General features: G+C 56.2%; 15 protein-coding genes, 3 tRNA genes and 1 pseudogene. 11 read left to right on the top strand and 8 right to left on the bottom strand.

Going from position 1 to position 18,987, the window contains the following annotated elements; genetic code table 11:
* Together PFH44_RS09155 and ypdK are read left to right on the top strand one after the other, a co-directional pair.
* A pseudogene (locus tag PFH44_RS09155) lies at positions 1-310 on the top strand (cyanate transporter); the annotation flags it as partial.
* Between the two features lie 363 nt (positions 311-673).
* Entirely contained in the window at positions 674-745 is a 72-nt protein-coding gene (gene ypdK, locus PFH44_RS09150; RefSeq protein WP_115193904.1) for a membrane protein YpdK, read from the top strand.
* A gap of 69 nt (positions 746-814) precedes the next feature.
* On the opposite strand, the gene alaC is transcribed toward ypdK, so the two are convergent.
* Positions 815-2,053, bottom strand: a complete 1,239-nt coding sequence (gene alaC / locus PFH44_RS09145; protein WP_283824845.1) for an alanine transaminase — start codon at positions 2,051-2,053, stop codon at positions 815-817.
* Between the two features lie 399 nt (positions 2,054-2,452).
* Here alaC and PFH44_RS09140 point away from each other — a divergent pair, with 399 nt between their 5' ends.
* The gene (locus PFH44_RS09140) at positions 2,453-4,132 is read left to right on the top strand and encodes a sensor histidine kinase (RefSeq protein WP_283824846.1); all 1,680 of its coding nucleotides are present in this window, start codon (positions 2,453-2,455) and stop codon (positions 4,130-4,132) included.
* Between the two features lie 11 nt (positions 4,133-4,143).
* Complete coding sequence (locus PFH44_RS09135) at positions 4,144-4,887, top strand: LytR/AlgR family response regulator transcription factor (RefSeq protein WP_148251408.1); 744 nt, start codon at positions 4,144-4,146, stop codon at positions 4,885-4,887.
* Positions 4,888-4,925: 38 nt separating this feature from the next.
* On the opposite strand, the gene glk is transcribed toward PFH44_RS09135, so the two are convergent.
* Positions 4,926-5,891 carry a glucokinase gene (gene glk, locus PFH44_RS09130; protein ID WP_041146633.1) on the bottom strand — a complete coding sequence of 322 codons (966 nt, stop codon included), beginning with the start codon at positions 5,889-5,891 and terminating at the stop codon, positions 4,926-4,928.
* A gap of 264 nt (positions 5,892-6,155) precedes the next feature.
* Between glk and PFH44_RS09125 the strand changes: the two genes are divergently transcribed.
* Positions 6,156-7,391 (top strand): ion channel protein, encoded by a 1,236-nt coding sequence (locus PFH44_RS09125; protein WP_283824844.1) that lies wholly within the window; start codon positions 6,156-6,158, stop codon positions 7,389-7,391.
* On the opposite strand, the gene PFH44_RS09120 is transcribed toward PFH44_RS09125, so the two are convergent.
* Positions 7,388-9,049 carry an alpha-keto acid decarboxylase family protein gene (locus PFH44_RS09120; RefSeq protein WP_283824843.1) on the bottom strand — a complete coding sequence of 554 codons (1,662 nt, stop codon included), beginning with the start codon at positions 9,047-9,049 and terminating at the stop codon, positions 7,388-7,390. The genes PFH44_RS09125 and PFH44_RS09120 overlap by 4 nt on opposite strands.
* A gap of 176 nt (positions 9,050-9,225) precedes the next feature.
* Here PFH44_RS09120 and mgrA point away from each other — a divergent pair, with 176 nt between their 5' ends.
* Together mgrA and PFH44_RS09110 are read left to right on the top strand one after the other, a co-directional pair.
* Positions 9,226-10,218: an L-glyceraldehyde 3-phosphate reductase gene (gene mgrA, locus PFH44_RS09115; protein WP_045856168.1), complete on the top strand. Its 993-nt coding sequence runs from the start codon at positions 9,226-9,228 to the stop codon at positions 10,216-10,218.
* Between the two features lie 144 nt (positions 10,219-10,362).
* Positions 10,363-10,710, top strand: a complete 348-nt coding sequence (locus tag PFH44_RS09110; RefSeq protein WP_045856170.1) for a DUF2502 domain-containing protein — start codon at positions 10,363-10,365, stop codon at positions 10,708-10,710.
* A gap of 61 nt (positions 10,711-10,771) precedes the next feature.
* Here PFH44_RS09110 and PFH44_RS09105 read toward each other — a convergent pair whose 3' ends face one another.
* Positions 10,772-12,010, bottom strand: a complete 1,239-nt coding sequence (locus PFH44_RS09105) for an Nramp family divalent metal transporter (protein WP_045856173.1) — start codon at positions 12,008-12,010, stop codon at positions 10,772-10,774.
* A 346-nt stretch (positions 12,011-12,356) separates the two neighbouring features.
* On the opposite strand from PFH44_RS09105, the gene PFH44_RS09100 reads away from it, so the two are divergent.
* A complete protein-coding gene (locus PFH44_RS09100; protein ID WP_041146639.1) occupies positions 12,357-13,559 on the top strand; it encodes a NupC/NupG family nucleoside CNT transporter in 1,203 nt (400 codons plus the stop codon).
* Positions 13,560-13,600: 41 nt separating this feature from the next.
* Here the strand turns inward: PFH44_RS09100 and PFH44_RS09095 are convergent, their stop codons facing one another.
* The 3 genes from PFH44_RS09095 to PFH44_RS09085 all read right to left on the bottom strand — a co-directional run bounded on the left by PFH44_RS09095 (position 13,601) and on the right by PFH44_RS09085 (position 16,181).
* Positions 13,601-15,781, bottom strand: coding sequence for a sensor domain-containing phosphodiesterase (locus tag PFH44_RS09095; protein ID WP_283824842.1), 2,181 nt, complete (start codon positions 15,779-15,781; stop codon positions 13,601-13,603).
* A 208-nt stretch (positions 15,782-15,989) separates the two neighbouring features.
* Positions 15,990-16,065, bottom strand: a tRNA-Ala gene (locus tag PFH44_RS09090).
* Positions 16,066-16,105: 40 nt separating this feature from the next.
* Positions 16,106-16,181, bottom strand: a tRNA-Ala gene (locus PFH44_RS09085).
* Positions 16,182-16,400: 219 nt separating this feature from the next.
* On the opposite strand from PFH44_RS09085, the gene PFH44_RS09080 reads away from it, so the two are divergent.
* Together PFH44_RS09080 and PFH44_RS09075 are read left to right on the top strand one after the other, a co-directional pair.
* Positions 16,401-16,754, top strand: a complete 354-nt coding sequence (locus PFH44_RS09080) for a YfeC-like transcriptional regulator (protein WP_045856178.1) — start codon at positions 16,401-16,403, stop codon at positions 16,752-16,754.
* A gap of 4 nt (positions 16,755-16,758) precedes the next feature.
* On the top strand, positions 16,759-17,160 hold the full coding sequence (locus PFH44_RS09075; RefSeq protein WP_045856448.1) for a YfeC-like transcriptional regulator: 402 nt from the start codon (positions 16,759-16,761) through the stop codon (positions 17,158-17,160).
* Between the two features lie 44 nt (positions 17,161-17,204).
* On the opposite strand, the gene gltX is transcribed toward PFH44_RS09075, so the two are convergent.
* Entirely contained in the window at positions 17,205-18,623 is a 1,419-nt protein-coding gene (gltX, locus tag PFH44_RS09070; protein WP_045856179.1) for a glutamate--tRNA ligase, read from the bottom strand.
* A gap of 259 nt (positions 18,624-18,882) precedes the next feature.
* Here gltX and PFH44_RS09065 point away from each other — a divergent pair.
* Positions 18,883-18,958 (top strand) — tRNA-Val (locus PFH44_RS09065).
* Positions 18,959-18,987 lie beyond the last annotated feature (29 nt).

Genomic DNA, 18,987 nt, shown 5'->3' with positions numbered 1-18,987 from the left:
CTGGGCGATAAGCTGCGGGGTTGGTTTAGGCGGCGCCTTTCCGCTATGCCTGGTGCTGGCGCTCGACCACTCCCGACATCCGGCGATTGCCGGACGGCTGGTGGCCTTTATGCAGGGAATTGGCTTTATCGTCGCCGGCCTCTCGCCATGGCTATCGGGCCTGCTGCGCAGCCTGAGCGGGAATTACGTGCTGGACTGGGCCTTTCACGCCATCTGCGTGGCGCTCCTGATGGCGATAACGCTGCGTTTCGTACCGGCACGCTACCCGCAGGAGTGGCGAAAAATGCCGCCGACTGGCGATCGGGCCTGATAACGTCAGGTGCGGAAGGGCCGATTTCGCGCCCTTCCCGCAGAGAAAAAAGCCAAAAATCAAACCGCTACCGGCGTTAAAACTATCGCCGCCAATTGCCTTCGCCAGAATCGTATTTATTACCGAGTGAAATTAATGTGTCGCCGAATCACGACACCCGTAAGTAACTAAAAATTAATAAAAAAATGCCTCTTGTTTCCCCCATTTTTTAGGCGTACATTAGCGCCAGCTGGAGCAGTTACAGCCTGTCATTCCGAACCGCCGCAGCCGCCAGAAGCCTCTGGTTTTTCCTGCGACAGTTCATGGAAAACAATGAAAACAAAATTCGTTTGGCGTTTCGCCGAGAATGCGGAGTAATGAGACGTGAAATACTTTTTTATGGGCGTGTCTTTTATGGTCATCGTTTGGGCCGGCACCTTTGCCCTGATGATCTAAGCAGCGTGAATAGTTAAAAAAAAGGGAGCCAGCGGCTCCCTTTTTTTATTCCTGTTTTTATTCCCGCACTTATTCCTGGCCTTCGCCCGCCGGCTTGCTTGCGGCAGGAAGCAGTCCGTCGGCGCGGAACATCGATTTTATGCCGCGAATGGCCTGACGGATGCGATCGCGGTTTTCAATCAAGGCGAAGCGTACGTGGGTGTCGCCGTAGTCGCCAAAGCCGATGCCCGGCGATACGCACACTTTGGCATCCTGAAGCAGTTTTTTGGCGAACTCCAGCGATCCCATAGCCGCATAGTGCTCAGGGATCTTTGCCCACACGTACATGGACGCTTTCGGGCACTCCACCATCCAGCCCGCTTCGTGCAGCCCCTTAACCAGCACATCGCGACGGCGCTTGTACTGCTCCGCAATATCGCGCACGCACTGCTGATCGCCTTCCAGGGCGGCGATGGCCGCCACCTGCAGCGGAGTGAAGGTCCCGTAATCGTGGTAGCTTTTAATTCGCGCCAGCGCGTTGACCAGCGTTTTGTTGCCGACCATAAAGCCGATGCGCCAGCCGGCCATATTGTAGCTTTTCGACAGCGTGAAGAACTCAACCGCCACGTCGCGCGCGCCGGGCACTTCCATAATGGAAGGCGCCTTCCAGCCGTCATAGACAATATCGGCATAGGCCAGGTCATGCACCACCAGCACGTCGTAGCGCTTGGCCAGCGCCACCACTTTTTCAAAAAACTCCAGCTCGACGCACTGCGCGGTCGGGTTAGAAGGGAAGCCAAGGATCATCATCTTCGGCTTCGGATAGCTTTCGCGGATCGCGCGTTCCAGCTCGTTGAAGAAATCAACGCCTTCTACCAGCGGCACCGAACGCACCTGAGCGCCGGCAATAACCGCGCCGTAAATATGAATAGGGTAGCTGGGATTAGGCACCAGCACCGTGTCCCCGTGATCCAGCGTCGCCAGCATCAGATGCGCCAGCCCCTCTTTCGAGCCGATGGTCACAATGGCTTCCGATTCCGGGTCAATCTCGACGTTATAGCGATCCTGATACCAGCGCGAGATAGCCCGGCGCAGGCGTGGGATGCCGCGAGAGGTCGAGTAGCCGTGGGTATCCGGGCGTTGGGCAACGGTGCACAGTTTTTCAACGATGTGCGGCGGCGTGGCGCCGTCCGGGTTGCCCATACTGAAATCGATAATATCTTCGCCGCGCCGACGCGCAGCCATTTTCAGTTCAGCGGTAATGTTAAAAACGTACGGGGGGAGACGATCGATACGCGTAAAGCGGCGTTCAGGACTGGATTCAGCCATAGATTCCTCGGATTAACGTGAGCGCCCGGACCGTCCGAGCGACGCTGCCGCTGTTGCGACACGTTAAGAAAATAACCCGAAAAAATTCACGCTGTCGAGAGGGCAGAAAAAAAATAAAATCTGGCACAAAAAACGGGTACTCGTTCCAGTAAATACGGCAGCAGTGGATCCGAATTTAGCCAATACGATCGTTGAAAGTAACATCTTAATATCTTTTGTATTACCTGATTTTACCCGCAGGGCCCTCGCCTTCGCGGCCGCCCGCCGTTTGCTGGAGATCCCCTTTTAAAAGTGTGCCTGTTCCCTATTATTGTCTGCGGCTGGCCTTCTGGGGCGAGGTTTTTTATCATAGCGTTTTCCCGCGAATGACACGGCGCCTCCATGCACGAAATATTCACCATGCTGCTCGCAGTTTTTGACCGTGCGGCACTGATGCTGATTTGTCTTTTTTTCCTCATCCGCCTGCGGCTGTTTCGCGAACTGCTGCATAAATCTGCCCATACGCCGAAGGAGCTGCTGGCCGTCACCGCCATCTTCTCCCTGTTTGCCCTGTTCAGTACCTGGTCAGGCGTACCGGTGGAGGGATCGCTGGTCAACGTGCGCATCATCGCGGTGATGTCCGGCGGTATCCTGTTTGGCCCGTGGGTCGGCGCTATCGTTGGCGTCATTGCCGGGGTGCACCGCTACCTGATCGATATCGGCGGCGTTACCGCCATACCCTGTTTTATCACCAGCATTATCGCCGGGCTATTGTCCGGGTTGATCGGCCGTAGGGTGCCCAAGGCCCAGCGCTGGAAGGCCGGGATCCTCGCCGGGATGCTCTGCGAAACGCTGACCATGATCCTCGTCGTACTGTGGGCGCCCTCTTTTTCACTGGGCCTCGATATCGTCTCGAAAATCGGTATCCCGATGATCCTCGGCAGCGTCAGTATCGGTTTTATCGTCCTGCTGGTGCAGAGCGTCGAGGGAGAAAAAGAGGCCAGCGCCGCGCGCCAGGCCAAGCTGGCGCTGGATATTGCCAACAAAACGCTGCCGCTGTTTCGCCACGTTAACAGCGAGTCGCTCCGTCAGGTCTGCGACATTATCCGCCGCGATATCAACGCCGATGCGGTAGCCATTACCACCACCGATCGGGTGCTGGCCTACGTTGGCTTTGGCGAGGGCAACTATCACGACCGCGACAACGCCATTAGCCCCACCACTCGCCAGGCGATTGAGAGTGGCAAAATTATTATCAAGAACAACGATGAGGCCTACAGAACTCCTGAAATTCACTCGATGCTGGTGATCCCACTGCGGGAAAAAGGCGTCGTCACCGGGACGCTGAAAATCTACTACTGCCACGCGCACCGCATCACTTCGTCGCTGCAGGAGATGGCGATAGGCCTGTCGCAAATTATCTCCACCCAGCTGGAGGTCTCCCGCGCGGAGCAGCTGCGGGAAATGGCCAACAGGGCCGAGCTGCGCGCGCTGCAGAGTAAAATCAATCCGCACTTTCTCTTCAACGCGCTCAACGCCATTTCGTCATCGATTCGCATGAATCCGGATACCGCGCGGCAGCTTATTTTTAATTTATCGCGCTATTTACGCTATAACATTGAATTAAAAGACGACGAGCAGATTGATATTAAAAGGGAGCTGTACCAAATCAAGGACTACATTGCCATTGAACAGGCGCGCTTCGGCGACAAGCTCACCGTTATCTATGATATCGATGATGAAGTCAGCTGCGTCATTCCCAGCCTGCTGATCCAGCCGCTGGTAGAAAATGCCATTGTTCACGGCATTCAGCCCTGCAAGGGAAAAGGCGTGGTCACGATTGGCATCAACGAGTGTGGTAACCGGGTACGGATTAGCGTCCGTGATACCGGCAACGGCATCGATCCGGCCGTCGTCGCCCGGGTGGAGGCCGATGAAATGCCGGGGAATAAAATCGGCCTGCTCAACGTTCACCATCGGGTCAAACTGCTGTACGGCGAAGGGCTGCATATCCGGCGCATGACCCCAGGTACGGAGATCACCTTCTACGTACCCAACCGCAACGCCCCTCAGCCTACGCCGGTGTCGCTGCTGCCATGAGCGGAGAAAAAATGAAAGTCATCATCGTTGAGGACGAGTTCCTGGCGCAACAGGAGCTGACCTGGCTGATTAACACCCACAGCCAGATGGAGATTGTCGGTACCTTTGACGACGGGCTGGACGTGCTGAAGTTTCTGCAGCACAACAGGGTTGATGCCATTTTTCTCGACATCAACATCCCCTCGCTGGACGGCGTTCTGCTGGCGCAGAACATCAGCCAGTTTGCCCACAAGCCGTTTATTGTGTTTATCACCGCCTGGAAAGAGCACGCCGTAGAGGCATTTGAGCTGGAGGCGTTCGATTACATCCTCAAGCCCTATCAGGAGTCACGCATTATCAACATGCTGCAGAAGCTAAGCAGCGCCTGGCAACAGCAGCAGCTTCCGGCGGCCAGCGCCAGCGCGGCGCCGAACCCGCAGCGGGAAAACGACACCATCAATCTGATCAAAGATGAGCGGATTATCGTCACCAGCATTCACGATATCTACTACGCGGAAGCGCATGAAAAAATGACGTTTGTCTATACCCGGCGGGAGTCGTTCGTGATGCCGATGAACATTACGGAGTTTTGCGCCAAACTGCCGCCGGCGCACTTCTTCCGCTGCCACCGCTCCTACTGCGTCAACCTGAACAAAATTCGCGAAATTGAGCCGTGGTTCAATAACACCTACGTTCTGCGGCTGCGGGATCTGGAGTTTCAGGTGCCGGTGAGTCGCAGCAAGGTCAAAGAGTTCCGCCAGCTGATGCACCTGTAGCCAGCGCGTTTCCGGGCCCTCGGGCCCGGAGGTGTGGTTTAGAGGATCTGGCCGAGCGTCTGGCGCAAATGCGCGCCGGAGCCCAGCAGCCCCGGATTGTCGTGGACGATCAGGTACACCGGAATATCCTGCACGAAGGCCTTAAAGCGCCCTTTATCTTCAAAACCGCCGCGGAAGCCGGACGCCTTAAAGAATTCAAGGAAGCGCGGCACGATACCGCCCGCAATATACACGCCGCCAAAGGTCGCCAGCGTCAGCGCCAGGTTGCCGCCAAAACGGCCCATGATCACGCAGAACAGCGACAGCGCGCGGCGGCAATCGATGCAGGAGTCGGCAAGCGCGCGTTCGGTCACGTCTTTCGGCTGCAGATTTTCCGGTAAACGACCGTCGGATTTCACTATCGCGCGATAGAGGTATACCAGACCCGGGCCTGAGAGCACGCGTTCGGCGGAAACGTGTCCCAGCTCGGCGCGCAGCTCTTCCAGAATAATGCCCTCTTCTTCGCTGTTCGGCGCGAAGTCGACGTGGCCGCCCTCGCCCGGCAGGCTCACCCAGCGTTTATCAACGTGGACCAGATGCGCCACGCCGAGGCCAGTCCCCGCGCCATAGACGGCGATAGGTTTCCCCTCTACCGGCGCCGTGCCGCCAAACTGAATCAGGTGCTCGGCTTTTAGCATCGGAATCGCCATCGATACCGCCGTGAAATCGTTGATGATTTCCAGATGCGCAAACCCGAGGTTGCTTTTCATTTCGGCGATGGAAAACGCCCAGGTATGGTTGGTCATCGCCACCCAGTCGCCGGTGATCGGGCAGGCAATAGCAATGCAGCCGTCCTCGACGTCGACGCTGTGCTCGTCGAGATAGACGCGAACGACGGCTTCGAGACTGGGATAATCGAGCCCGGAATAGGTTTTGGCGCGGGAGATCTCCCCGTTCGCCATATCACATAATGCCAGTCGGGCATTGGTTCCGCCGACATCCCCTACTAAAGCAAATTTTGTCATTCCGTTACGGCTCCACTAAAGTCAAAATGATTCTTTTGGCACACTGTAAATTCATGATGCCCTAACAACAACGACCAACGTATAAGCGCCCACAGTTTAGCGACCTATATCACATTTAGGCTGTAATCTGTGCAAAATGGTTTATCCCGCGCCGCTGCGATCGTCAGGCATAGCCTTAAGTTTATCGTTTCAGCACCATTTGCATCGACGCTCTCCTGGCGCGACGACAAAGTAGTGCTCCGCAACCTGCAAAAGGAAATTTTCATGCTGCATCCGCGCGCCAGAACAATGCTGTTGCTATCGATCCCGGCGGTTATCATCGGGATTGCGTCCAGCCTGGTATTGATTGTGACGATGAAGGTTGCGAGCGTCCTGCAGAATATCCTCTGGAGCGTTTTGCCGCTGAGCCTCGGCCTTAACGCCGGCGGGCATCTCTGGACCATCGCCATTCTGACGCTCACCGGTGTTGCCGTCGGTCTGGTTATCCGCTTTAGCCCAGGCCACGCCGGGCCCGACCCGGCGGCTGAATCGCTGGTCGGCGCGCCGGTCAGCACCAGCGCCCTGCCGGGGCTGATTGCCGCGCTCATTTTAGGCCTCGCGGGCGGCGTCAGCCTTGGGCCAGAACACCCCATCATGGTGGTCAATATCGCCCTGGCGGTAGCCATCGGCTCGCGCCTCTTTCCCCGCGTCAGCTCGCTTGACTGGACGATCCTCGCCGCCTCCGGGACTATCGGCGCCCTGTTTGGCACGCCGGTTGCCGCCGCGCTGATCTTTTCGCAAACCCTTAACGGCGGCAACGACGTCCCGCTGTGGGACCGCCTTTTTGCCCCGCTGCTGGCGGCGGCGGCCGGCGCCCTGACAACCAGCCTGTTCTTCAACCCCCATTTCTCGCTACCTATCCCGCACTATCCCCAGATGCGGCTGGTGGATATCTTTAGCGGCGCGGTGGTCGCGCTTATCGCCATTGCCGTAGGCATGGTTGCCGTCTGGTGTTTACCGCGCCTGCATGCGCTGATGCACCGCCTGAAAAGCCCCGTTTTAACCCTCGGGATCGGCGGTTTGCTGCTCGGCATTCTCGGAACCCTCGGCGGGCATATCACCCTGTTTAAAGGGCTGGATGAGATGCAGCAGATGGCTTTCAGCCAGACCCTGACCGGCGGCGACTTTATGCTGATTGCGCTGGTGAAGCTGGCGGCGCTGGTGCTCGCGGCCGCCAGCGGCTTTCGCGGTGGACGGATTTTCCCGGCGGTATTTGTCGGCGTGGCGCTGGGCCTGATGCTGCACGCGCACGTTGACGCCGTCCCGGCGGCGATTACGGTTTCCTGCGCGATTCTCGGAATGACGCTGGTGGTCACCCGCGACGGCTGGCTGAGCCTGTTTATGGCCGCCGTCGTGGTGCCGGACACCACGCTGCTGCCGCTGCTGTGCATGGTGATGCTCCCGGCCTGGCTACTGCTGGCCGGGAAGCCGCTGATGATGGTTAAACGACGCCCCGACTAAACGCGGCTGTTGCGCTCCTCAAGAGCCTCGGTCACCGCCCGCAAAAAGTCGGGGATATCCATTTTGGGCAGCATCACCTCGACCAGCGTCAGCCGGTCGGAGGTCAGGCTGTCGTTCATCGCCTCCTTCAGCTCCGCGGTGCGCGTCACGCGCCAGCAGCGCGAAGGAACTTCGGGAGCAAACGCCTCCGGCAGGCGGTTCCAGTCCCAGAGGGCGATATCGTTATAGCGCTGCTCCGGCCCGTGGATCGCCCGCTCAACCGTATAGCCTTCGTTGTTAAGCAGCAGAATGAGCGGCCGCTGCTTGTCGCGCAGCATCGAGCCCATCTCCTGGATCGTGAGCTGCGCTGCGCCATCGCCGATAATCAATACCACCCTTCGATCCGGCGCGGCGGTCTGCGCGCCGTAGGCCGCCGGCAGCGTAAAGCCGATCGATCCCCACAGCGGCTGAACCAGCAGCGTCGCATCCGAGGGCAGCCTCAGGGCCGCGGCGCCGAATGCCGCGGTTCCCTGATCGGCGAGAATAATATCCCCCGGCCGCAGCTGCTCCTGTACGGTGCTCCAGAAGCTTTTTTGCGTCAGCGTGCCGCCAGCAGCGCCGCCCACCTCCTGCAGCGAGACCGGCGGCAGCGTCCACTCCGCCGCCAGGCTGGCGGAGAGCCCGATCAGGACCGCCAGCGCCTGATCCATCGGGATCCGACTAAACCAGCGCTCCCCTACCCTGACGGCGAACGGCTGGATCTCAATGGTGCGCTCGGGCGGTAAATGCTGGGTAAATCCGGCGGTAATGGTGTCGGTAAAGCGCGTGCCGACGCAGATGATGGTATCGGCGTTTTCAATGGTCTCGCGGGTTTGGTGCGCGCTGGCGATGCCGCTGTAGGTCCCGACAAAACCGGGGTTCTGCTCGTCAAACAGCCCCTTGCCCATCAGCATGGTGGCGTGAGCAATCGGCGTTTTTTCGACCCAGGTTCTTAGCGTTTCCTGTAGGCCATAGCGCTGGGCGAGAAAATCCGCCAGCAGCGATACCCGCCGGCTGCCCCGCAGCAGCTGTCCCGCATACTCCTGAAAGCCGGCCAGCTGATTCTCATCCGCCGGCGGCCCCTCAATCACCAGACGGCGCGCAGGCGGCGTAGCGCTGGCCCGTGCGACGTCGGCGGGCAGCATTAAATAACCGGGGCGATGGTGGGCCAGCATTTCACTGAGAACGCGATCGATTTCATGGCAGGCGTTGCCCGCCGTCAGGGTGGCCTGAGTGCAGGTAATCTGCTCGCTCATGCGCGCAAAATGGGTAAAGTCGCCATCCCCCAGCGTGTGGTGCAGCAGCTCCCCTCGCTGCTGGGCGCCGCTGCAGGGGGCGCCCACGATATGCAGAACCGGGACGTGTTCGGCATAGCTGCCCGCCACGCCGTTAAGCGCGCTCAGCTCGCCAACGCCGTAGGTCGTCAGCAGCGCGCCGGCGCCCTTAATACGCGCATAGCCGTCGGCCGCATAGGCGGCGTTCAGTTCGTTCGCGCAGCCGACCCATCCCAGCGCCTCATGCGCAATCACACGATCGAGGAACTGCAGGTTGTAATCTCCCGGTACGCCAAACAAGCGGTCTATGCCGCAATCTACAAGGCGATCCAGCAGATAATCGCCAATCGTGTAAGTCGGTTGCATAGCCATACTCCTCATCCCGTGCAGGTAATTTGAGTATTGAATAAGCGATCGAACTGTCCAGATTGTGTCGAATATATGAGGTGGAAAGCAAAATTTACGACTTTGGGGTGTGTACTCCGGGCTGAACATTCTTTAGTGTAAACGTATACACAAGTTGTTTTATCTGCGGAGGAAGTATGGTTTACCAGGCAAATGCGACGCGATATGAGACAATGGAGTTCCGCCGATGCGGCCAGAGCGGGCTAAAGCTGCCGGCAGTTTCTCTCGGCCTTTGGCATAACTTTGGTGACGAAACGCGAGTAGAAACCAGCCGCCAGCTGCTGCGTCACGCCTTCGATCTCGGCATTACGCACTTCGATCTGGCCAACAATTACGGGCCGCCGCCGGGTTCCGCTGAGAGCAATTTCGGCCGCATCCTGCGGGAGGATTTTTTACCTTATCGCGATGAGCTGATTATCTCCAGCAAGGCCGGCTACACCATGTGGGACGGGCCTTACGGCGACTGGGGTTCGCGCAAGTATCTGATTGCCAGCCTCGATCAGAGCCTGAAACGGATGGGGCTGGAATACGTCGATATCTTCTATCATCACCGCCCCGATCCCGAGACTCCGCTGCTGGAAACGATGCGCGCGCTTGACCATATCGTGCGTCAGGGTAAAGCGCTTTACGTCGGGCTATCCAACTACCCTCTCGCCCAGGCGACGGAGGCAGTGAGTATTCTCAACGATCTCGGCACGCCGTGCATTATTCATCAGCCAAAATACTCCATGTTAGAGCGCTGGGTTGAAGACGGGCTGCTGGATTTCCTGCAGGCCGAGGGGGTCGGAAGCATTGCGTTTTCACCGCTGGCCGGCGGCCAGCTGACCGACCGCTATTTGCACGGTATCCCGGCGGATTCCCGGGCCGCCAGCGGCAGCCGCTTCCTGCAGGCGGATCAGCTGACGGCAGAAAAGCTGGAGAAAGTCCGCCAGCTGGACGCCCTGGCGCAGGCGCGCGGACAGAAGCTATCGCAGATGGCGCTGGCCTGGGTGCTTCGCGGTGAAAAAGTGACCTCGGTGCTGATCGGGGCCAGCAAAACGGCCCAGCTTGACGATGCCGTCGGGATGCTCGCCAACCGCCACTTCAGCCCTGATGAGTGCGCGAAAATAGACGCAATTCTGGCGGCGTAAACAAAAAGTTACTTTAGCAAAAAAGTCACTTTAACAAAAAGTGCTCTTATCCGCGATTTAGGAGTTCATCCAATGCTGCGGGGCTTCACCGCCTCGTAATATCACGCTCACAAGCCGCAAGGCTCGATCGTGAAGGAGAAGAGTATGTTCAGGTCACTGATACTGGCTGCCGTGCTGCTGGCCTCAGCGCCATTAGTTGCTAACGCTGGTGAAATCACCCTGCTGCCATCTGTAAAATTACAAATAGGCGATCGCGACAATTACGGTAATTACTGGGACGGTGGCGGCTGGCGCGACCGTGATTACTGGCGTCGTAACTACGAATGGCGCGACAACCGCTGGCGGCATCATGACAACGGCCGTCACCGCGGCTGGGATAAGCGCAAAGCTTATGAACGCGGCTACCGTGAGGGCTGGAACGATCGCGACGACCGTCGCGGCGGCTGGGGGCGTGGACCGGGAGGTCGCGGACACGGTCACGGCCATCACTGAATGTCCTGCAGTCAGTTTAATCAAACGGGGGAGCCTTGCGGCTCCCCCGTTTATTACCCGCTTATAATCCCAGCACCGTCCCCACCAGCAGCCAGCCGTTCAGCGCAACCACAATCGCCACGATGACCCAGCCGGTTCGCTTAATCCATGCCGTATTCACCAGATCGCCCATCAGCTTCGGGTTACTGGTAAAAATCAGCAGCGGCACCAGCGCCAGCGCAATACCAAAGCTCAGCAGCACCTGGCTCATCACTAAGATACGGGTCGGATCGAGCCCCATCATGATGACGATAAACGACGGCAGCATGGTAATCGCCCGGCGAAACCACAGCGGGATATGAAAGCGAATAAACCCCTGCATCACCACCTGGCCCGCCAGGGTCCCTACCACCGTCGACGACAGCCCGGCAGCCACCAGGCTGAGGCCAAATATGGTTGCCGCGGCGTGGCTCAGCAGCGGCTCCAGCGTCAGGTAGGCGGCATCAAGATCGGCGACGCCGGTATGACCGTTAAAGTGAAACGCGGCGGCGGCGGTGGCCATCATCGCCAGGTTAACAAAGCCGGCGATGGTCATGGCAATCGCTACATCCCAGCGGGTGGCGTTATAGCGCTCTTTGCGCGTGCCGTCATGCAGGTTCTGGGTCAGCGACGAGTGCAGATAGATGACGTGAGGCATAATGGTGGCCCCCAGCACCCCGGCCGCCAGGAATACCGCTTCTCCGTTAGGCAGGCTCGGGATAATCATCCCTTTCGCCAACGGCGCCAGCGCCGGCTGGGAGAAAATCAGCTCCACGATATAGGCGCCGGCAACGAACAGCAGCAGCCCGCCAATGACCTTCTCCAGCGGCTTTTGCCCGCGGCGCTGTAGCATCAAAATCAAAAACGTAGCGATACCGGTCAGCACGGCGCCCTGCAGTAAAGAGACGCCAAGCAGCAGCTTAAAGCCGATCGCCGCGCCAATAAATTCGGCAAGGTCCGTCGCCATGGCGATAATTTCCGCCTGCACCCAATAGAACCACACCACCGGGCGCGGATAGTGGTCGCGGATCTGCTCCGCGAGATTTTTACCCGTCGCAATTCCCAGCTTTGCCGACAGCACCTGAATCAGCATCGCCATCAGGTTTGCCCACACCACCACCCACAGCAGCTGGTAGCCGAAGCTGGCGCCCGCCTGGATATTGGTCGCAAAGTTACCGGGATCGATATACCCGATGGCAGCAATAAAGGCAGGCCCCATCAATGCGAGCTTCATCTTGCGCGCTGCGCGACCGCTGCTATTCTCAACGCGACTGCTTGTCATTTTCTGCCTCAGAAATATAGCCTTTGCTATGTTTCATGCTACCAAAACGCGAATGATTATCAAGTTCATTTATAACGGCGATAATTATTGCTTTGATAGGGGGGAACGATAGCGGCTAACAACGAAAAGGTGGCATCGATGGAAGCCCATCTCGCCTGGTCCTCAGATTAGTACAATCTAAGCAACTTTTAAAACCTTTACGCAACATAACGAAAATGTATGTTCGATCACTATTTTGGTGATTAGTCACAGTTCCTTGCAATAGTGTGGATTTGATCTCGTTTTCTTTGGGCTTGTTACATAGAATGTGCACAGAAATTTAACCTGCCTCATATTTGGAGCAAATATGGACCGCGTCCTGCACTTTATTCTCGCGATCGTCGTGGTGGCTATTTTGGCCCTTTTGGTCAGCCACAACCGTAAGCAGATTCGTATTCGTTATGTTATTCAATTGCTTGTCATTGAAGTCCTGCTGGCATGGTTCTTCCTGAACTCCGATATCGGCTTGGGTTTCGTGAAAGGATTCTCCGAGATGTTCGAAAAACTTCTCGGCTTTGCTAACGAAGGGACCAACTTCGTCTTCGGCAATATGAACGATAAAGGCCTCGCCTTCTTCTTCCTCAAGGTTCTGTGCCCAATCGTCTTTATCTCTGCGCTGATCGGTATTTTGCAGCATATCCGCATCCTGCCTATCGTCATTCGCGCGATCGGTACCGTGCTGTCCAAAATCAACGGCATGGGTAAGCTGGAATCATTCAACGCCGTCAGCTCGCTGATTCTGGGCCAGTCGGAAAACTTTATCGCCTATAAAGATATCCTCGGCAAAATGTCGCGTAACCGCATGTACACCATGGCGGCGACCGCGATGTCCACCGTTTCCATGTCCATCGTCGGCGCGTACATGACCATGCTGCAGCCGAAGTACGTCGTGGCGGCGCTGGTTCTTAACATGTTCAGCACCTTTATCGTACTGTCGCTGATTAACCCGTACCGCGTTGATGAAAGCGAAGAAAATCTGCAGATGTCGAACCTGCATGAAGGTCAGAGCTTCTTTGAAATGCTGGGTGAGTACATCCTGGCAGGCTTTAAAGTGGCGATTATCGTTGCGGCGATGCTGATTGGTTTCATCGCGTTAATCTCTGCGCTGAACGCCCTGTTCGCGACCGTTACCGGCTGGTTCGGTTACAGCATCTCCTTCCAGGGTATCCTTGGCTACATCTTCTACCCGGTTGCATGGGTGATGGGCGTACCGGCGGGTGAAGCGCTGCAGGTCGGCAGTATCATGGCGACTAAGCTGGTTTCAAACGAATTCGTGGCGATGATGGATCTGCAGAAAATTGCCAGCACGCTCTCTCCGCGCGCGGAAGGCATTATCTCCATCTTCCTGGTCTCCTTCGCCAACTTCTCCTCAATCGGGATTATTGCCGGGGCGATTAAAGGCCTGAACGAAGAGCAGGGTAACGTTGTTTCCCGCTTTGGCCTGAAGCTGGTTTACGGCTCGACCCTGGTGAGCGTGCTCTCAGCGTCTATCGCCGCGCTGGTACTGTAATTTCTTAAGGTTGTGCAAAAGCCGGGCGAGTCCCGGCTTTTTTACGCCCGTAGTTCCTCGAGCGGCCGCGGCTTGCCGATCAGATAGCCCTGCAGATAGTCAACGCCTAGCGCCAGCAGCCGCGCCCTCTGCTCTTGCGTTTCCACATACTCCGCCACAACCGTCAGGTTTTTCACTCTCGCCATCTCGATGATGGATTTGATAATGATCGCATCCAGAGGGTCGGTTTCCACGTCGCGCACGAAGCAGCCGTCAATCTTCACGATATCCGCCTGGAGCCGCTTCAGGCGCTCATAGTTCGCATAGCCGGTACCAAAGTCATCGATAGCAATGGCGCAGCCAAAATCCCGCAGCTGCTGGATGTTATGCAGGCTGGTTTGCTCATCGCAGAAGGCCTGCTCTTCGGTAATTTCGAGGGTGATCGCTTCGGCCTGGAGGTTATAGCGTCTGAACAACGCAATAATCTGCGCCGCGCTGTCGCGCTGCATCAGGGTGTAGGGCAGCAGATTAACGGAGAAGTGCTGGCCCGGATGACGATGCAGGGTGCTGAACAACGTTTCCAGTACCAGCATGTCGAAACGCTGGCTCAGGTTGAACTGCACGATGAGCGGAATAAAGCGGTCCGGCGTAATAACGGTTTCTCCGCACTGCATCCGCGTAAGCACTTCGTAATAGCCCTCCCCCGCCGCGTTCTGGATCGGCTGGGCATACAGCACGAGATCGCGTTTGCTGAGAGCCTGCTTCACCCGGGTCAGCATACGTACCTGCTCGCTGGTTTGATCGGAAACCTGCCCCTGCGTCGCGTCCAGTGCCAGCACCCGCTGCGCGGCGCTGGCCTGCTCCGAAAGCCAGCTCAGCTGGCCCAGCATCGGGTGAAGATCCGCCTCGACGCCCTGATGCCTGCCCCACGATGCGCCGAACTCCAGATCCAGCGCCTGGTTATTCCAGCTAAATTTATTGTGGTTGAGTATCGCTACGATGTGACCTAGCCGAGCCTCGGGCTCCGGCCCGCACAGCACCAGCAGCAGCTCGCTGCCGGGTAGCTGAAATATTTTATCCCCCGCCCCCAGCAGCGGCTGCACCTTACCGGCTACCTGCCGCTTGCAGTGCACGCGCATCATCATGCCGTAATGGCGGCTGAGGAAGTCGAGGTTATCAATTCGCAGGCTGCTGATGGCAACCTCAGGATTGCGGCGTAAATGGCACTCCAGCGCGCGCAGATTAGGCAATCCGGTCAGCGGGTCCTCCTGCGCCTGATCCCGCCATCTGAGCTTGATTCGCTCGTTCTGAGCGTAAATATCCAGCATATAAAACAAGCAGATGGTGAATGAGATGAGCACCGAGAGCACGAATGATAATGCGTACTCGGTTTTGACGCCCTGCAGGAAATTTTGATTATAGGCAACCAGCAAGAATGCAGAAACGGACCATGAAATACGGATCAGCGCATGACCCAGCCGGCTAATACCAATAAAATAAAGGATAAAAATAAGTGGCACTAAATAACCGGCGATAAAAACAGAATCATAAGGCGCGCAGAGCACCACTAATATTGCTGCGAGCGTCATAAACCAGTACAGCGTAAATACCCGACGCTCGCGCGTAAGCCACGGTTGACAATGACGAAGCCAGAATGTGCGGGCAAAACGCGGATTGATAATCATCCGCAACGGATAATAAAAGAAGGTGGTGAAAATTAACGCCGCGCAAATCAAACTCTGAATATCAATAATGGTATAAATTGCCGGCATACCTTTGAAATAACTCGATATAGCCAGAGGGAAAGAAAAAAACACCCCCGCCAGATACATGGTGACTTTCATTAATATGGGGGCAAAAAAACCGCCCCAAAAGATTCTGATGCCCATCCGCTTTGTGGTTAACCCACTGCGCCACGTCTTACCGAGCAGCATGCGAACAACGGCGCACGACGCCAGCACCGAGAATAGCTGACAGAATAATAAAATTGCCGCCTGCGGTATCGTCAGAGGGATAATCCAGGCGTTAGTGATAGCAAAGGCGATAATCAGCGGACCGACCGCATAGCGGCCAAATATAAAGATGACCGCGTACATCATACTTAGCGGTAGCCAGGCGAGGAAAATTTGGTTGCCGTCAATCAATGCCTGAGGTGAAATAAACCTGGCTAATGGAATTGTAATTAAACAAACGATAAGCGCGAGTAAAGATCTTCTGATATTAATGTTAAATTTGCCTGTCATTATTGTTAATTAAAGGTCCCACACCGGAATTATATTTAATATATAAATACTATGTTGGTTAATTATGGCAGGCAAGGTAATAAGCCAGGGAAAATTCTTAAATTACACTTCATGCTACTAGCAGGAGATTTTCTGACGTAAGCACAAAGTGCTTTACATTAGCGGAGGAGAAAACAAAAAACCCCCGCCGAAGCGAGGGTTTCGAATTTGGTGGAGCTAAGCGGGATCGAACCGCTGACCTCTTGCATGCCATGCAAGCGCTCTCCCAGCTGAGCTATAGCCCCAACAGTACGTTTTACAACCAAACCTGATGGGAACAGGATTTGGTGGAGCTAAGCGGGATCGAACCGCTGACCTCTTGCATGCCATGCAAGCGCTCTCCCAGCTGAGCTATAGCCCCGTAACGTAAAACGTGTCGTGTTGACGGGCGGCATAATATGAATTCCTTCGTCAGGTGTCAACGGCAAAATCACCCCTCTGAATTTGATCGCTGAAAAAGCAGGCAAATAGCTGACATTGCGAAGCTTATCGCAGGGAGAAGTTAAACATGTCACTCTTTCATGTAAAAGGATGCTATAACATGAACAACTAATTCCCACATTTTTACTCAGGAAATAGTATGCTCAAGGAACGAATGACACCTGAAGAAATCGCCCATCTCACCGGCTTCAGCCGGCAGACAATCAATAAATGGGTACGCAAAGAAGGATGGCAAACATCCCCCCGACCCGGCGTGCAGGGAGGCAAAGCACGCCTCGTACACGTCAACGAGCAGGTGCGCGATTTTATTCGCAGCGCACAGCGCGTGGCTGAAACGCCGCCCTCCTACGCCACCGTAGAAAACGACCTTGAACCGCTGCTGCTTACGCTGAGCAAAGAGATGACCCCCGGCGAACAGAAAAAGCTGATGTCGCTTCTGCTGCGTGAAGGTATCACCGGTTTACTCCAGCGCCTGGACATTCGCGACCAGTAACATGATGATGAAATTAAAAGATAAGATGACCCCGGCAGAACTTGCGGAATGTCTCGGCCTTGCCAGACAAACGATCAACCGCTGGGTCAGAGAGCAAAAGTGGCGTACGGAGGCCATTCCCGGCGTCAAAGGTGGGCGCGCCCGTCTCATCGTTATCGACAGGCCGGTGCTTGATTTTCTGACGAATATTCCCGCGCTGCGGCACCTGATTGCCGATTATCAGCTGGCAGAACCGGCAGGCCACTACTTTATTAACGATGCCGGAGCTATCTGGCGACAAATTGCCGAGACGCTTCATCTCATGACGCCGGAAGAACAGCAGCATTTGCGGGACTTTCTTGCAAGGGAGGGTATCAGCGGATTTTTATCGCGTCTGGGAATAAGCGGCGAGCGGTCAAAAGAGTAAAAAAAACGGCAGGAGTACCTGCCGTTATGCGTAGCTTATGATGCTCAGGCCTGCTGGCTTTCGCGTTCAGCAATAAACGCCAGCGCTTTATTGATGCGTTCTACGCTGCGGGATTTACCAATCGCATGCACGGTCACGTCGAGGGCCGGAGATTGCCCGGCGCCGGTTACCGCCACGCGCAGCGGCATCCCAACTTTACCCATCCCAACTTCCAGCTCATCCGCCGTCGCCTGAATGGCGTGGTGAACGTTTTCAGCCGTCCAGTCGGTCACCGCAGCCAGCTTGTCGCGTACGACTTCCAGCGGCTGACGCGCAACAGGGCGCAGGTGTTTTTTCGCCGCGTCGGCGTCAAACTCGGCAAACTCTTCATAGAAGTAACGGCAGCTCGCCGCCATCTCCTTCAGCGTTTTGCAACGCTCGCCGAGCAGCTTCACCAGCTCAGCCAGCTGCGGGCCGTTACGGGTATCGATATTTTCCTGCTCGATATGCCACTGCAGATGCGTTGCCACATACTCCGGCGCCAGGGAGTTAATATAGTGATGGTTCAGCCACTGCAGCTTCTCGGTGTTAAACGCGCTGGCGGATTTGCTGACCGCGCCGAGGGAGAAGAGCTTAATCATCTCTTCACGGGTGAAGATCTCCTGATCGCCGCTGGACCAGCCCAGGCGTACCAGGTAGTTCAGCAGCGCTTCGGGCAGGTAGCCATCGTCGCGGTACTGCATCACGCTCACCGCACCGTGGCGCTTAGAGAGCTTTTTACCGTCATCGCCGTTGATCATCGAAACGTGGGCATAGACCGGCACCGGCGCGTTCAATGCTTTAAGGATGTTGATCTGACGCGGGGTGTTGTTGATATGGTCTTCACCACGGATCACGTGCGTGATCGCCATATCCCAGTCATCCACGACAACGCAGAAGTTATAGGTCGGAGAACCGTCGGTACGGCGAATGATCAGATCGTCCAGCTCCTGGTTGCTGAACTCAATCGGTCCGCGGATCTGATCGTCAAAAATAACGGAACCGTCCTGCGGGTTGGCAAAACGCACCACGCAAGGTTCGTTGTCCGCATGATGCTCGTGACCATGGCGGCAGCGACCGTCGTAGCGAGGTTTCTCGCCGTTTGCCATCTGCTCTTCGCGCAGCGCGTCGAGGCGCTCTTTGGAGCAGTAGCATTTATAGGCCGTGCCCGCTTCCAGCATTTCATCAATAACGGCATTGTAGCGGTCAAAACGTTTAGTCTGGAAATACGGGCCTTCGTCCCATTCCAGATTCAGCCAGTTCATCCCATCCATAATGGCTTCGATTGCTTCCGGCGTGGAGCGCTCGAGATCGGTGTCTTCAATACGCAGTACAAACTCACCGTTGTGGTTGCGGGCAAAAAGCCAGGAGTAGAGAGCAGTACGCGCGCCGCCAACGTGCAGATAGCCTGTCGGGCTGGGCGCGAAGCGAGTTTTGATTTTCATGAAATGGCCTTACGTTTAATAAAGATGCCGACAACCGGCAGAGTCCGTTGGTATTTATGGGTGAATATTCTAACACCGTAGGCTGATTCCTCAATGTAGTTCCCGTCTGAACGTCACGCTTTGCCATTTTTGTTTATAAATCATGCGCCGCGGATGCTTTCGCGATCGTTTTGTTTAATTTTACGACGAACAAACAAATTATTTAGAAAAGGCGTTGACTCATTTTCAACTCTCCCTATAATGCGACTCCACACAGCGGGGGTGATTAGCTCAGCTGGGAGAGCACCTCCCTTACAAGGAGGGGGTCGGCGGTTCGAACCCGTCATCACCCACCAACTACTTTACGTAGTCTCCGCCGTGTAGC

Origin of the sequence: Klebsiella sp. Ech2A (genome assembly GCF_030078455.1) — a bacterium.
GTDB classification, from domain to species: Bacteria; Pseudomonadota; Gammaproteobacteria; order Enterobacterales; family Enterobacteriaceae; genus Klebsiella; species Klebsiella terrigena.
The sequence above is the reverse complement of the archived record's forward strand: the minus strand, read 5'-3'. Positions and strand labels throughout refer to the sequence as shown.

Excerpts from the sequence above, each read along its gene's own strand:
- PFH44_RS09095 (WP_283824842.1), bottom strand. The coding sequence starts at position 15,781 with ATGACAGGCAAATTTAACATTAATATCAGAAGATCTTTACTCGCGCTT.
- PFH44_RS09125 (WP_283824844.1), top strand. The coding sequence starts at position 6,156 with ATGCTGCATCCGCGCGCCAGAACAATGCTGTTGCTATCGATCCCGGCG.
- PFH44_RS09075 (WP_045856448.1), top strand. The coding sequence starts at position 16,759 with ATGATGAAATTAAAAGATAAGATGACCCCGGCAGAACTTGCGGAATGT.
- gltX (WP_045856179.1), bottom strand. The coding sequence starts at position 18,623 with ATGAAAATCAAAACTCGCTTCGCGCCCAGCCCGACAGGCTATCTGCAC.
- PFH44_RS09105 (WP_045856173.1), bottom strand. The coding sequence starts at position 12,010 with ATGACAAGCAGTCGCGTTGAGAATAGCAGCGGTCGCGCAGCGCGCAAG.
- PFH44_RS09120 (WP_283824843.1), bottom strand. The coding sequence starts at position 9,049 with ATGCAACCGACTTACACGATTGGCGATTATCTGCTGGATCGCCTTGTA.
- alaC (WP_283824845.1), bottom strand. The coding sequence starts at position 2,053 with ATGGCTGAATCCAGTCCTGAACGCCGCTTTACGCGTATCGATCGTCTC.
- PFH44_RS09080 (WP_045856178.1), top strand. The coding sequence starts at position 16,401 with ATGCTCAAGGAACGAATGACACCTGAAGAAATCGCCCATCTCACCGGC.
- PFH44_RS09110 (WP_045856170.1), top strand. The coding sequence starts at position 10,363 with ATGTTCAGGTCACTGATACTGGCTGCCGTGCTGCTGGCCTCAGCGCCA.
- PFH44_RS09140 (WP_283824846.1), top strand. The coding sequence starts at position 2,453 with ATGCTGCTCGCAGTTTTTGACCGTGCGGCACTGATGCTGATTTGTCTT.
- PFH44_RS09135 (WP_148251408.1), top strand. The coding sequence starts at position 4,144 with ATGAAAGTCATCATCGTTGAGGACGAGTTCCTGGCGCAACAGGAGCTG.
- mgrA (WP_045856168.1), top strand. The coding sequence starts at position 9,226 with ATGGTTTACCAGGCAAATGCGACGCGATATGAGACAATGGAGTTCCGC.
- glk (WP_041146633.1), bottom strand. The coding sequence starts at position 5,891 with ATGACAAAATTTGCTTTAGTAGGGGATGTCGGCGGAACCAATGCCCGA.
- PFH44_RS09100 (WP_041146639.1), top strand. The coding sequence starts at position 12,357 with ATGGACCGCGTCCTGCACTTTATTCTCGCGATCGTCGTGGTGGCTATT.